The sequence below is a fragment of the Stenotrophomonas sp. Bg11-02 genome, from assembly GCF_002836635.1.
In the GTDB taxonomy this organism is placed as follows: Bacteria; Pseudomonadota; Gammaproteobacteria; order Xanthomonadales; family Xanthomonadaceae; genus Stenotrophomonas; species Stenotrophomonas lacuserhaii.
Genome location: NZ_PJAY01000060.1, coordinates 106,411 through 120,262 on the forward strand (window position 1 = coordinate 106,411; position 13,852 = coordinate 120,262).

Below are 13,852 nucleotides of genomic sequence, written 5' to 3' on the forward strand. Positions count from 1 at the left end.
TCCGCACTATTGTTCACTTCAACGTAGTGGAGATGCCGCCATGGTCGATGAAGAGATCCAGCTGAAGAAATTCCAGAAGGAGCTCAGTGCGGGGACCGTATCGCTGGCGCTGATGGCGGTGTTGGCCAAGGCACCGGAGCCGCTGTACGGCTACCTGATCGCCAAGGAGCTGGAGCAGGTGGGCGAGGGCGTGCTGAGTGGCAAGCAGAGCGCCCTGTACCCGGTGCTGCGCAACCTGGAAGGGGCCGGCCTGCTGCAAAGCCACGTAGAGCCTTCCACCAGCGGCCCGCCGCGACGCTACTACCGCATCACCGAGCAGGGACGCGCCGTGCTGGAGCAGTGGATCCAGGCCTGGCGTGCCACCCGCGATTCCGTCGATTCCGTTCTGGAGGGCGTACTGCAATGAACATCGAACACACCATGGGCAGGACCCTGCCGGCGACCATTCCTGATTACCTGGCGCAGTTGCGCGCGGCGCTGCACGATGCCGATCCGGCGATGGTCCAGGATGCGCTGTACGACGCCGAGGAGTACCTGCGTTCGGAACTGGCCGCACAGCCGGGGCGCAGCGAGCGCGAGGTGATCGCCGACGTGGCCGGCAGCTACGGCGCGCCGGACGAGGTGGCCGAGATCTACCGCGAAACCGAGCTGACGGTGAACCGCGCGCTGCGCACGCCGAAGACGCCGCTCGGAACACGTGTTGCGACCACCCCTGCATTGGGCAGCGGCTTCGATGCGGTGCCACCGGCGGCAGGCGTGGCGGCATCCGGTCCGGCCATCCCGGATCCGCCGCCGTCGCCGCCGCGCTCGCTGGCGGCGCGATTCTTCGGCGTAGCGGTGGATCCGCACACCTATGGCGCCCTGTTCTACATGCTGCTGTCGCTGGCGACGGGCACCTTCTTCTTCAGCTGGGTGGTGACCGGCCTGTCGCTGTCGCTGGGCCTGCTGATCCTGATCATCGGCGTACCGGTGGCGGTGCTGTTCTTCGGTTCCATCCGCGGGCTGTCGCTGCTGGAGGGGCGGCTGGTGGAGGTGCTGCTGGGCGAGCGCATGCCGCGCCGGCCGCGCTTCAGCGACCGCAGCCGCAGCTGGCTGCAGCGGATCGGCGACATGTTCACCGATGGCCGCACCTGGCTCACCCTGCTGTACTTCGTGCTGATGCTGCCGCTGGGTATCGCGTATTTCACCGTGGCGACGACGTTGCTGGCGCTTTCGCTGGCGTTGATCTGGTCGCCGGTGGCGGTCTGGTTTCCGGGTGCCTACACCGGGGTGACCATCAATGGCCTGCCGCTGCTGGAAGGCGCTTGGGCCACGCCGCTGCTCGCACTGGCCGGCGGGCTGCTGCTGTTCGGCACGCTGCACTTGGCGCGGGCGGTCGGTAGGATGCACGGCACCCTGGCCAAGCACCTGCTGGTGCGGCTGTAGGGGCGGCGGGCCGGTAGCGCCGAGCCATGCTCGGCGAGCGCGCAGCGCGGCCTGTGTCAGCCACCACGATGCTGGATCGAAATGCCGCCGAGCATGGCTCGGCGCTACCTTGGTCCAACGGTAGTGACGGCCGCTGGCCGTCAGCGCCAACGCCGGTTGTCAGCTAGCTTTCCGCCGCAACGGGGTGACGTTGCTCTTCTTCTTCGGCTTCGCCGAGGCCGGTGCTTCGGCATTGGCGGCGAAGAAATCGCGCACCTTCGGGTACACCACTTCGCGCCAGCGACGGCCGCTGAAGATGCCGTAATGGCCGGCGCCTTCGACGATGAAATGCTCGCGGCGGTCCTCGGCGATGCCCGTGCACAGCGACTGCGCCGCTTCGGTCTGGCCGAGGCCGGCGATATCGTCCAGTTCGCCTTCGATGCTCAACAGCGCGGTATCGCGGATGGCCGAAGGGTCGACCTTCTCACCCTTGATGTACCACTCGCCGCGCGGCAGCAGGAAATCCTGGAACACCACGCTGATGGTATCCAGGTAGTACTTGGCCGGCATGTCCAGCACCGCGTTGTACTCGTCGTAGAAACGCCGGTGCGCATCGGCATCTTCCAGGTCGCCCTTGACCAGGTCGGCGTAGAAATCCCAGTGCGAGCTGAAATGCCGGCTGGGGTTCATGGACAGGAAGCCGGCGTGCTGCAGGAAGCCTGGATACACGCGGCGGCCGGCGCCAGGGTAGCTCGGCGGCACGGTGTGGATGACGTTGTTCTCGAACCACGACAGCGGGTTCTGGGTGGCCAGGTTGTTCACTGCGGTCGGGCTGCAGCGCGCATCGATCGGACCGCCCATCATCACCAGCGACTTCGGCGTCGGTTCACCGCGGCTGGCCATCAGCGAAACCGCAGCCAGTACCGGTACGGTGGGCTGGCACACGCTCACCACATGCAGCCGCTCCACGCCGAGGTGGCGGATGAAATCCTGGATGTACTCCACGTAATCATCCAGCCCGAACTCGCCTTCGCTGCCCGGCACCATGCGTGCATCGACCCAGTCGGTCACGTACACGCGATGGTCGCGCAGCAGGGTGCGCACGGTATCGCGCAGCAGCGTGGCGTGGTGGCCGGACAACGGCGCCACCACCAGCACGAACGGCTGGTTGAGCATGGTGTGCAGCTGGTCGGCTTCGTTGCTGTGCCGCTTGAAGCGCAGCAGCTTGCAGAACGGCTTGCTGACCTCTTCGTGGACCACGATCGGCACGCGCTCGCCGTCCACCTCGATCTCGTTGATGCCCCACTCGGGCTTCTCGTAATCCTTGCCCAGGCGATGGAACAGCTCGTTCATCGCCGCCAGGCGATCAGCCCCGGGCATCTGCCCCCACCAGTGGCCGGCATTGTTGAAGAAGTGGGCATTTGCCTGGGCCTGGTGGACCCAGGGGGCCAGCAGGTTACGGGTCAATTCGTGAAGCTGGTAGAGCATATCGACTCAATATGTATGGTCATATGTTGCCGTGCAGCATACCCGATCCGGCGCGGCGTAATATTAATTGGGGTCGCAGACCTGCCGGCACCCGTTCAGGCCGTTTCCAGCGCCGAAGCTTCCTGGCCCAAGGAGGCGCCCAGCCAGCAATGCGAACCGATCGGGGCCAGGCCGTGCTTGCCCAGTTCGCGCCGGTACCAGCGGGCCGGCCGGGGGTGGAAGCCTTCGTGGTCCCCGTCGAAGTCGTCCTCGGCGGCGAAGGTCTCCAGGAAGGCGACGCCCCCGGTCAGCTCGCCGATGCCCGCCAGACCGGCACGCAGCTCGCGGTCGGGCACGTAATGCATCACATCCGAGCAGATCAGCAGGTCCACCGGCGCGCACGGCCGCAGCCAGGCGAAATCGCCGAAGCTGGCCGGGTGCAGGTTGCGGGTGCGACCGTAGCGGCCCACGGCGTAGTCGCTGCTGTCAAAGCCCAGGTAGCTCAGCTTCGGGCGCAGCTTCAGCAGCGGCGCGCGCCATGCGCCTTCGCCGCAGCCGATGTCCAGCACGCTGCGGATCGGGCGTTCCAGGTAGTACTCGGCGCTGGCCACGGCCAAGGCGACCTTGCGCGCCAGCCGCGCGCTGCCGCCGATATCGGCACGCCGGTACCAGTGCTGGAAATAAGCGGCGTCGTAGGTCTTGTGCATGTACGTGGCCCTGCGCATCGGTGAAAATGGTGCTCATCCTACGCCAGCCGCTGGAGCGAGCACATGCAGTCCTACTTCTGGGTCAAGACCTTCCACCTGGTGTTCGTGGTGGCCTGGATGGCGACGGTGTTCTACCTGCCGCGCATCCTGGTCAACATCGCCGAGACGGCAGGGCAGGCGGCAGTCAGCGAACGTCTGCAGTTGATGGGGATGCGCCTGTACCGCTTCGGCCACAGCATGTTCGGCCTGGCCTTCGTGCTGGGGCTGGTGCTGTGGCTGGGCTACCGCGTCATCCCGGACTTCCCGACCATGGTGGCCCCGGGCGGAGCCGGCTGGCTGCACGCCAAGCTGGGCCTGGTGGTGGTGCTGCTGGGGTATTTCATCTGGATCGGGCGGCTGCTGAAAGGCGTGGCCAAGGGCCGCGCGCTGCCGTCTTCGCGCGCGCTGCGCTGGATCAATGAGATCCCGCTGCTGGCCTCCATCCCGATCGTATGGCTGGTACTGGCCAAGCCGTTCTGAGCCACGCCGGGTAGCGTCGGCGCGTCGGCGTGCCGGTAGCGCCGGTAGCGCCGAGCCATGCTCGGCGAGCGCGGAGCGCGGCCTGCATCCGGCCTGGAGATGCCTGATCGGAGAGCCGCCGAGCATGGCTCGGCGCTACCAGCTACCTGATCGGAGAGGCGCCGGACATCGTCCGGCGCGTCAGGTCATGCGGCTTCGTAGGTGCCGTAGCTGCGCAGGCGCGTGTAGCGCTTGGCCAGCAGCTCGCCGGTCGGCAGGCCCTGCAGGGCGTCCAGTTCGTTGACCAGCACGGCCTTCAGGCGCTTGGCCATCTGCACCGGGTTGCGGTGTGCGCCGCCGGTCGGCTCGCGCACCACTTTGTCGATCAGGCCCAGGCCCTTCAGGCGCGGCGCGGTCAGCCCCAGCTGTTCGGCGGCGTCCTTGGCCTTGCTGGCGTCCTTCCACAGGATCGAGGCGCAGCCTTCCGGGCTGATGGTCGAATACACGCTGTATTCCAGCATGATGGTGCGGTCGCCCACGCCCAATGCCAGTGCACCGCCGGAGCCGCCTTCGCCGATCACCGTGCAGATCACCGGCACCTTCAGCTCGGCCATCTCCATCAGGTTGCGCGCGATGGCTTCGGACTGGCCACGGGATTCGGCGTCGATGCCCGGCCAGGCACCGGCGGTGTCGATCAGGGTCAGCACCGGCAGGCCAAAACGCTCGGCCATCTTCATCAGGCGCAGCGCCTTGCGGTAACCCTCCGGCTTGGGCATGCCGAAGTTGCGCTTGATCTTTTCCTTGGTGTCGCGGCCCTTCTGGTGGCCGATCACCATGACCGCGCGGCCATTGAGGCGGGCCAGGCCGCCCATGATCGCCTTGTCGTCGGCGAAGGCACGGTCGCCGGCCAGCTCCTGGAACCCGTCGAACATCAGGTGCAGGTAATCCTGCGTGTACGGACGCGACGGGTGGCGGGCCAGCTGCAGCACCTGCCATGAGGTCAGGTTGCGGAAGATCTGCGCGGTGCGCGTCCGCAGCTTGCCCCGCAGGGCCGTTACTTCGGCTTCAACGTTGACCGCCGGACCGGCGCTGGCGCTGCGCAGCTCCTGGATCTTGGCTTCCAGGTCGGCGATGGGTTGCTCGAAGTCGAGGTAGTTCGGATTCATCGGAAGCCGTCGTATGAATGTAAGGGGGGAAGTTTAGCCGAATGCGTGCGGATGCCCCGTACGCCGTCGTCTGGTCAGCTCGCCCACGGCGGGCTGTAGCGTACCTTCAGCGTGCGCACGGCGGGGTCGGCGCGCAGGGCCTGGATCAGCCTGGAATCGATGCGTACAGCGCTGTCGCCGCCCACGTCCAGCATCCCCGCCAGCGACCCTTCCGGGTCCTTCAGCAGCAGGTCCAGGCGCAGAGGCGTGCGGCCGGGGCGATGGCGGTCGAGCAGGGCATTGATGCGCTCCCAGACCGGCCGTTCGCGGCGCAGGTCCACGCGCAGCGACAGCCGCGTGGCGTAGTTCGCGCAGACCTCGTCGAAGTCCCAGCACTGGCGGATGCGCAGGGCGAAGCCGCCATTGAATTCGTCCTCGCGCAGACCGCCCTTGACCACCAGGATGCGGTCCTTGGTCATCAGGTGGCCGAACTCGGCCATCGCATCGGAAAACGCACTGCACTCGACCCGGCCGCGACCGTCTTCAAGCTGGATGAAGATCTGGCTTTCACCTTTGCGGCGCACCCCGACGACCTGACCTGCCAGCACCGTCTGCACTTCCGGGCGCCAGCGCTTTTCGCCACCGCCGCCCCCGCCGCTGGCGGCACTCCAGATCTTCTCCACCGCGCCGAGATCGGTGCCGACCAGGTCGCGCACGTCCTCCCGATGCGGATCGAAGGGGTGTCCGCTGAGGTAGAAGCCCAGCGTATCGCGCTCACCGGTCAGGCGCTGCAGCAGTGGCCATTCGTCGGTTTCCTGCAGTTCCAGGTGGATCGCCGGTGCATTTGGATCCGGACCGCCGAACAGCGAGTTCTGGCCGGACGCGCGCTCGCGCGCCATCTGCTCGGTCGCCTTGATCACTTCGGGCAACTGCAGGGCCAGCGAGGCACGATTGCGCCCCAGCTCATCCAGTGCGCCGCAGTTGATCATCGCTTCCAGCGTGCGGCGGTTGAGCTTGGCCGAACCGATGCGCGTGCAGAAATCCAGCAGGTCGGTATAGGGCCCGTTCTGCAGGCGCTCGTCGACCACCGCTTCGCAGGCGCCCTGGCCGACGCCCTTGATCGCGCCCAGGCCGTACTGGATGGTGTCCGGCGTGGCCGCTTCGAACATGTAGGCGGACTGGTTGACCTTCGGCGGCAGCACGGTCAGGCCGAGGTTGCGCACCTCATCCAAGAAGCCGACCACCTTCTCGGTATTGTCCATGTCCGAAGACAGCGTGGCGGCCATGAACTCGGCCGGGTAATGCCGTTTCAACCAGGCCGTCTGGTAGCTGACCAGTGCGTAGGCGGCGGCGTGGGATTTGTTGAAACCGTAGCCGGCGAACTTCTCCATCAGGTCGAAGATCGCATCGGCCTTGGCCTCGCCGACGCCGTCCTTGGCCGCGCCTTCGCGGAAGATCTCGCGGTGCTTGGCCATCTCGGCCGGCACTTTCTTGCCCATCGCACGACGCAGCAGGTCGGCGCCGCCCAGCGAATATCCGCCGACGATCTGCGCCATCTGCATCACCTGCTCCTGGTACACCATGATGCCGTAGGTGTCGCGCAGGATGCGCTCGGTGCGCGGATCGGGGTATTCCACGTCTTCGCGCCCATGCTTGCGGTCGACGAAGGAAGGAATCAGGTCCATCGGGCCGGGGCGGTACAACGACACCAGCGCGATCAGGTCTTCGAAGCGGTCCGGCTTGGCGTCCTTCAGCAGGCGCCGCATGCCGGAGGATTCGAACTGGAACACCGCGCCGGTGTTGCCCGAGGCGAAGATGTCCTTGTAGGTGGGGGCGTCGTCCAGCGGCAACTGGGTGATGTCCACCGGCGGGATGCCGGCGCGCTCATGGCGCTTGTTGATCGCCTTCACCGCCCAGTCGATGATGGTCAGCGTGCGCAGGCCGAGGAAGTCGAACTTCACCAGGCCGACTTCTTCCACGTCGTTCTTGTCGAACTGGGTGACCGGATTGCGGCCGATGCCGTTTTCATCGTGCTCGGCGAACAGCGGGCAGAACTCGGCCAGCGGCTCCGGCGCGATGACCACGCCACCGGCGTGCTTGCCGGCGTTGCGGGTCAGGTCTTCCAGCTGCCGGGCCAGGTCGATCAGGTCGCGGACATCGTCCTCGCTCTGGTAGCGCTGGATCAGCTCCGGCGAGGCCATCTCGCTGTCCTTGCCTTCGCCCATCGCATCCTTCAGCGAAATACCCAGGATGTTGGGGATCAGCTTGGCCACGCTGTCCACCAGGCCGTACGGGAAGCCAAGCACACGCCCGCAGTCGCGCACTACGGCCTTGGCCGCCATGGTGCCGTAGGTGATGATCTGGCTGACCCGTTCGCGGCCGTACTTGCGCGCCACGTAGTCGATGACTTCGTCGCGGCGGTCCATGCAGAAGTCGATGTCGAAGTCGGGCATCGAAACGCGTTCGGGATTGAGGAAGCGCTCGAACAGCAGGTTGTAGGGCAGGGGGTCGAGATCGGTGATCTGCAGCGCCCAGGCCACCAGCGAACCGGCACCGGAACCACGGCCCGGGCCGATCGGGATGCCCTGGTTCTTGCCCCACTGGATGAAGTCGGCCACGATCAGGAAGTAGCCGGGGAAGCCCATCTTGATGATGGTATCCAGCTCGAATTCCAGGCGGTCGCTGTAGTCCTGCAAGGTCATGCCAGGCGCTACAGGGTTCTTCTCCATGCGCAGCGCCAGGCCCTTGCGCGCTTCGCTGCGGATCCAGCTGTCCAGCGTCTCGTCGTCGGGCACCGGGTAGTTGGGCAGGAAGTAGGTGCCCAGCCGCATTTCGATGTTGCAGCGCTCGGCCAGCGCGCGGGTGTTGTCGATCGCATCGGGGATGTCGGCGAACAGCGCGCACATCTCTTCGGATGACTTCAGGTACTGCTGGTCGCTGTAGTCACGCGGACGCTTGGGATCATCCAGCACGCGCCCGGAGGCGATGCACACGCGCGCTTCGTGGGCGCTGAAATCGGTGGGTTGCAGGAAGCGCACATCGTTGCTGGCGATGACCGGCAGGCCGCGCTGGCCGGCCGCCATCAGCGCGAACTGGTTGAACGCCTCTTCGCCTTCGCGCCCGGTGCGGGTCAGTTCCAGGTGCAGGCCATCGCCGAACACCCGCTGCCAGTCGGCCAGCTGTTGTTCGGCGAGGTCGTGCTTGCCAGCGGCGGCCAGGCGGCCTGCCAGGCTGTCGCGGCCACTGAGTGCGAACAGGTTCTGGCAGCCGGCCTTCAGCCATTCAGGGTGCACGGCCACGCCGCCTTCCGGGCGATGGCCTTCCATCCACGCACGCGTCAGCAGGCGCGACAGGCTGAGGTAGCCTTCGCGGTCACGGCACAGCAGGGTCATCCGCCAGGGATCCTGGCCTTCCTCGGCGATCATCACGTCCGCGCCGGCGATGGGCTTGATGCCCACGCCTTCGGCGGCCTTGTAGAACTTGACCAGCGCGAACAGGTTGTTCAGGTCAGTGACGGCCAGCGCGGGCAGGCCAAGTTCGACCGCGCGCGACAGCAGGTTGGCCTGTTTGGCCTTCTTCGGGTCAGCCTGTTCCGGCTTCGCCGGCACGCGGATGGTGGAATCCGCCAGCGAAAATTCGGTGTGGACGTGGAGATGGACGAAACGGGAGTTGGACATGCCGGACCAGGTTGGAGCGCACCGGCCCCGGGAGCAGGCGTAGGAACGGCCGCCGGGGTCGCAGGTGCGCAGGAGTGCCCGCTCAGGGTAGCGGCGAGGGGCTGTACGGACAAGGTCTTGACGTCGGGGTGTTGCGCGCTGCGCGCGGGCTTCGAAGCCGAAGCAACGTCAACGTCAACAGCTGCATTGCTATGGGTTGGCGGGGCGGGGTGGGTTGGCGGGGGACGGCAACAACCGCATCCTGCGGGCCTCGTTTCGCGCCATCCATGGCGCTCTACGCCCCCGCCAACCCACTCCGCCCCACCTTCGACAGGTCCATGGCGGCCCTGGTAGCGCCGACCCATGGTCGGCGGATGGTGGGGGAAAAGGAGACTGACAGTGTCCGCCGACCATGGGTCGGCGCTACCGCTTTTCTTCTTTTTCATTACGCGGGTGGCGGCCACCGCCCGGCCCAACCCAGCGCTGCGGCTTTCCAGCCACCCGCGAGGGGGGTCTCACCCGTTCGCCGACCCACTCACAGCGCCAGCGCCATCTCCACCGGAGCAGCAACCGGCACCGCCAGACACTCCCGCACGGGCGCGAAACTGCGTCGGTGCTCCAGGCACGGGCCGTGCGCGCGCAACGCTGCCAGATGCGCCGGTGTGCCATACCCTTTGTGCTGGTCGAAACCAAAATGCGGGTACTGCATGTGCGCCTGCTGCATGTACCGGTCACGGCTGACCTTGGCAAGGATCGAGGCGGCCATGATCGCGCGGTCGATGGCATCGCCGCCGATCAGCGCCTCGCCCGGCAGTACCAAGCCCTTGGGCACCACGTTGCCATCGATGCGGGCCAGTTCGGCCACGTGGGCGACGGCGGCCACCACCTCGCGCATGCCCTGCAGCGTGGCCTGGTAGATGTTCAGCCGGTCCACGGTGGGCGCATCCACCAGCACCACATGGAAGGCCAGTGCGCGGTCGATGATGCGGTCGTACAACTGCTCGCGGCGGGCGGCAGTCAGCTGTTTGGAATCATCCAGGCCGTTGATGCGTGGCCGTGCCGGGTCAAACACCACCGCAGCCACCGCGACCGGACCGGCCAACGGACCGCGACCGGCTTCGTCCACGCCGGCAATGCGCTGCACCACCACGGGGGCCGGACCGCCCGCGCCGAACAGCGCCAGCGAGGCGGCGGCAGCGCCGCGACGGCTCACGAGGCCACCGCTCCGCGCGCGACCAGTTCGGCTACCGCGTCGGCCGCGCGTGCCGACGCATCGCGGCGCAGCGCTCCGTGCAACTGCTCGTAGGTCGCTTGCAGGTCGATGATCTTCTGCGGATGGTCGAACCACTGCTGGATCGCCGCGGCCAGCTTTTCCGGCACGCAGTCGTGCTGCATCAATTCCGGCGCAAGATCCTTGTTGGCCAGGATGTTGGGCAGCGCATAGCGGTCCACCTTGAGCAGGCCCAGCGCCTTGACGAGACGGTAGGTCAGCTCGTTGACCCGGTAGCCCACCACCATCGGCCGCTTCACCAGCATCGCCTCCAGGGTGGCGGTACCGGAAGCGAGCACCACCACGTCGGCGGCGATCATCGCAGTACGTGCCTGGCCATCGAGCACATGCGAATGCACCACCGGCAACGCCGAGCGCGACAACTGTTCATCGATCAGCGCACGGCAGGCCGCGTTGGCGGCCGGTACCACCACGTGCAGGCCGGGAATGCGCTCGCATACCTGCCAGGCCGCCTCGAAGAACGGTTCACCGAGCCGGCTGATTTCACCCAGCCGGCTGCCGGGCAGCACCGCCAGGACCTTGGCATTGGACGGAAGGCCCAGCGCCGCGCGCGCCTGCTCGCGGTCCACGTGCAGGGGAATGTCATCGGCCATCGGGTGGCCGACGAAACGCGCATCGATGCCGTGCCGGGCATAGATCGGCGGTTCCATCGGGAACAGGCACAGCACCAGGTCGGCGCTGGCGCCGATCTTCTCGGCACGCTTCTCACGCCAGGCCCAGACCGAGGGGCTGACGTAGTGCACCGTGCGGATGCCACGCTGCTTCAGCCAGCGCTCCACGGGCAGGTTGAAGTCCGGGGCATCGATGCCGATGAACACATCCGGCTGCCACTCCAGCACGCGCTGGCGGAACTGCGCGCGCAGCTTCAGCAGGCGTGGCAGGTGGCGCAGTACTTCGGTCAGGCCCATCACCGCCAGCTCGCTGGCATCGAACCAGGTCTGGCAGCCGGCACCGCGCATGCTGTCACCGCCGATGCCGGCGAACTCAGCATTCGGGAAACGGGCCTTGAGCTCGCTCACCAGGCCTGCGCCGAGCAGGTCGCCGGAGGCCTCGCCGGCCACCAGCGCAACGCGCAGCGGCCGCGGATCCACGTGTGCCGGCAAGCTGGCGTTGTGCACGCGGAACGGGATGACCGCAGCGGTCGGCGGCAGCGGCGCAGGATTCATCGCAGCAGCGGCCGCTCGGCCTGCTCGATGAACGCCAGCAGTTCGGCCACGTCTTCGCTGCTGCGGGCCTGTTCGGCCAGCTGCACCTTGGCCTCGGCCAGGGGCAGCCCAGCGACGTACAGCGTGCGATAAGCGCGCTTGATGCTGGCGATGCGCTCGGCATCGAAACCGCGGCGCTTGAGGCCTTCGCTGTTGATGCCGCGCGGACGGCCGAGCGAATCGCTGCCGACCATGGTGAACGGCGGCACGTCGCCATTGGTCAGCGCGCCCATGCCGAGGAAGGCATGCGCGCCGATGCGGCAGAACTGGTGCGCACCGGCAAAGCCGCTGATGATCACGTGGTCGCCCACGGTCACATGGCCAGCCAACGTGGTGTTGTTGGAAAACACGCAGTGGTTGCCGACGTGGCAGTCATGCGCCACGTGCGTATAGGCCAGCATCCAGTTGTCGTTGCCCACGGTGGTGATGCCACCGCCGCCGCCGGTGCCGCGGTTGAGGGTGACGAACTCACGGAACACGTTGCGGTCGCCGATCACCAGTTCGGTGCGTTCGCCGGCGTACTTCTTGTCCTGCGGTTCGCCGCCCACCGCCACGTGGCCGATGAAGCGGTTGTCGCGCCCGATCCGGGTGGGACCGTGCACACTGCAATGCGGTCCGATCTCGGTGTTCTCGCCGATTTCAACATCGGCACCGATCAGGGTGAACGCGCCCACGCGGACGCCATCGGCGAGTTTCGCCGACGGATCGATTGCCGCCGTGGGGTGGATCAACGGAGCGTGTCCGCTCATCGGTGGTCCTCCTGTTGGGTTATTCGCGGGTGCCGGCACACATGACTTCGGCGCACGCAACGATCTTGCCGTCGACGAAGGCCTTGCAGTCGTACACCGCCATGTTGCGGATCACGCGCTTGATCTCCACGTGCATCTCCAGCACATCGCCGGGAACGACCTTGTCACTGAAGCGGACGTTGTCGACCTTCACCATGTAGAACAGCTTGGACTGTGCATCGCGGCCCAGCGTGAGCTGGGTCAGCACGCCGCCGGCCTGCGCCATGGCTTCGATGATCAGCACGCCGGGCATGATCGGTTGTTCCGGGAAATGCCCCAGGAAAAACGGCTCGTTGATGCTGACGTTCTTGCGCGCGACGATCCTGCGGTTCTCGAAGTCGAGCGATACGACCTTGTCCACCAGCAGGAAAGGGTAGCGGTGCGGGATCAATGCCCGGATCTGGGCGATGTCCGGCAGGGTCTGTTCCTGGCTCATTCCTTCTCCTTGCTCACAGACAGGATGCGACGGGCCAGCGCATCGAGCTGTTTGAAGCGCGCGGCGTTCTTGCGCCACGTGCGGTTGTCGGTCAACGGGGTGCCGGACGAGTATTCGCCTGGCTCGGTAATGGAGTTGCGCACCACCGATTTGCCGGTGATCACGACCTTGTCGCAGATTTCGAGGTGGCCGACCACGCCTACCGCACCGCCCAGCAGGCAGTAGCGGCCGATCTTGGCGCTGCCGGCGATGCCGGTGCAGCCGGCGATCGCCGAATGGGCGCCGATCTGTACGTTGTGGGCGATCTGCACCAGGTTGTCCAGGCGCACGTCTTCGGCCAGCACGGTGTCTTCCAGGGCGCCACGATCCACGCAGGTATTGGCGCCGATCTCGCAGTCATCGCCGATACGCACGCCGCCCAGCTGCGGCACCTTGATCCACTTGCCGGCGTCCATCGCCAGGCCGAAGCCATCGGCGCCCAGCACCGCGCCGGGATGGATGCGCACGCGCTTGCCCAGCTTCACCCGGGTGACCAGGGTGACCCGGGCGATCAGTTCGCAGCCGCTGTCCAGCGTGCAGTCTTCGCCGATCACGCTGCCGGCGCCGATGATGCAGTTCTCACCGACCACGCTGCGCTCGCCGATGGTGACGAAGGGGCCGACGTGGGCGCTGGCGGCCACCTGCGCGCTGGGGTCGATGACCGCGCTGGGGTGGATGCCCGGCGCGCGCGTGGGCGCCACGTCGAACAGGGCGGCGATGCGGGCGAAGGTGTTGTAGGGATCCTTGGCGACCAGCGCGGTGCCGGGGGCGGCCTCGGCGTCGTCGGCGCGCAGCACCACGATGCCGGCCTGGCTGTCGGCCAGCTGCGCGCGGTAGCGCGGGTTGGCCAGGAAGGTGAGCTGGCCGGGTCCGGCATGGGCCAGCGTCGCCACGCCACCGATCACGGTGGAGGCATCGCCATGGACCTGCAGGCCGAACTGCTCGGCGAGTTGCTGGGCGGTGTAGGTAGGAGTGTTCACGCGGGGAGTTTACCGCGTGGCGTGACGGGGGTCATTGTCCGGCTTCGGTGGATTGGCCGTGCAGCACCTCCCCGCAACGGCGACGGGGAGGGGCCGGGCTGGGGCAGGACACGCTGCAGGCCCATCCCTGCGGCTCAGGGTCCCGCCCGATCCGCCCCATCAGCACCTGTTCCCTCCCGCACCCGCGGACGCCACGCGCCGCAATGCCGGTAGCGCCGAGCCGTGCTCGGCGAGCG

General features: G+C 67.0%; 11 protein-coding genes and 1 pseudogene. 3 read left to right on the plus strand and 9 right to left on the minus strand.

Annotation, left to right across the window (positions count from 1 at the left end):
• Positions 1–40 precede the first annotated feature (40 nt).
• Both CXG43_RS10655 and CXG43_RS10660 read left to right on the plus strand, forming a co-directional pair.
• Positions 41–406 carry a PadR family transcriptional regulator gene (locus tag CXG43_RS10655; protein ID WP_057508663.1) on the plus strand — a complete coding sequence of 122 codons (366 nt, stop codon included), beginning with the start codon at positions 41–43 and terminating at the stop codon, positions 404–406.
• Entirely contained in the window at positions 403–1,425 is a 1,023-nt protein-coding gene (locus tag CXG43_RS10660; protein ID WP_101099941.1) for a sensor domain-containing protein, read from the plus strand. The genes CXG43_RS10655 and CXG43_RS10660 overlap by 4 nt, the downstream gene beginning before the upstream one ends.
• 159 nt (positions 1,426–1,584) lie before the next feature.
• On the opposite strand, the gene phaZ is transcribed toward CXG43_RS10660, so the two are convergent.
• Positions 1,585–2,892, minus strand: coding sequence for a polyhydroxyalkanoate depolymerase (phaZ, locus tag CXG43_RS10665; protein WP_101099942.1), 1,308 nt, complete (start codon positions 2,890–2,892; stop codon positions 1,585–1,587).
• A 95-nt stretch (positions 2,893–2,987) separates the two neighbouring features.
• Positions 2,988–3,578, minus strand: coding sequence for a class I SAM-dependent methyltransferase (locus CXG43_RS10670; protein WP_101099943.1), 591 nt, complete (start codon positions 3,576–3,578; stop codon positions 2,988–2,990).
• A gap of 63 nt (positions 3,579–3,641) precedes the next feature.
• On the opposite strand from CXG43_RS10670, the gene CXG43_RS10675 reads away from it, so the two are divergent.
• Positions 3,642–4,097, plus strand: a complete 456-nt coding sequence (locus CXG43_RS10675) for a CopD family protein (RefSeq protein ID WP_101099944.1) — start codon at positions 3,642–3,644, stop codon at positions 4,095–4,097.
• 185 nt (positions 4,098–4,282) lie between these two features.
• On the opposite strand, the gene CXG43_RS10680 is transcribed toward CXG43_RS10675, so the two are convergent.
• The 7 genes and pseudogenes from CXG43_RS10680 to lpxD form a co-directional block, all read right to left on the minus strand.
• A complete protein-coding gene (locus tag CXG43_RS10680) occupies positions 4,283–5,242 on the minus strand; it encodes an acetyl-CoA carboxylase carboxyltransferase subunit alpha (RefSeq protein ID WP_101099945.1) in 960 nt (319 codons plus the stop codon).
• A 74-nt stretch (positions 5,243–5,316) separates the two neighbouring features.
• On the minus strand, positions 5,317–8,898 hold the full coding sequence (gene dnaE, locus CXG43_RS10685; protein WP_101099946.1) for a DNA polymerase III subunit alpha: 3,582 nt from the start codon (positions 8,896–8,898) through the stop codon (positions 5,317–5,319).
• A gap of 514 nt (positions 8,899–9,412) precedes the next feature.
• Positions 9,413–10,090, minus strand: coding sequence for a ribonuclease HII (locus CXG43_RS10690; RefSeq protein WP_101099947.1), 678 nt, complete (start codon positions 10,088–10,090; stop codon positions 9,413–9,415).
• Positions 10,087–11,250, minus strand: a pseudogene (gene lpxB / locus CXG43_RS10695) (lipid-A-disaccharide synthase); the annotation flags it as partial. The pseudogene lpxB and the gene CXG43_RS10690, both read right to left, overlap by 4 nt.
• A gap of 80 nt (positions 11,251–11,330) precedes the next feature.
• The gene (lpxA, locus tag CXG43_RS10700; protein ID WP_042613829.1) at positions 11,331–12,122 is read right to left on the minus strand and encodes an acyl-ACP--UDP-N-acetylglucosamine O-acyltransferase; all 792 of its coding nucleotides are present in this window, start codon (positions 12,120–12,122) and stop codon (positions 11,331–11,333) included.
• Between the two features lie 19 nt (positions 12,123–12,141).
• Positions 12,142–12,597: a 3-hydroxyacyl-ACP dehydratase FabZ gene (gene fabZ, locus CXG43_RS10705; protein WP_101099949.1), complete on the minus strand. Its 456-nt coding sequence runs from the start codon at positions 12,595–12,597 to the stop codon at positions 12,142–12,144.
• Positions 12,594–13,616 carry a UDP-3-O-(3-hydroxymyristoyl)glucosamine N-acyltransferase gene (gene lpxD / locus CXG43_RS10710; RefSeq protein WP_101099950.1) on the minus strand — a complete coding sequence of 341 codons (1,023 nt, stop codon included), beginning with the start codon at positions 13,614–13,616 and terminating at the stop codon, positions 12,594–12,596. The genes fabZ and lpxD overlap by 4 nt, the downstream gene beginning before the upstream one ends.
• Positions 13,617–13,852 lie beyond the last annotated feature (236 nt).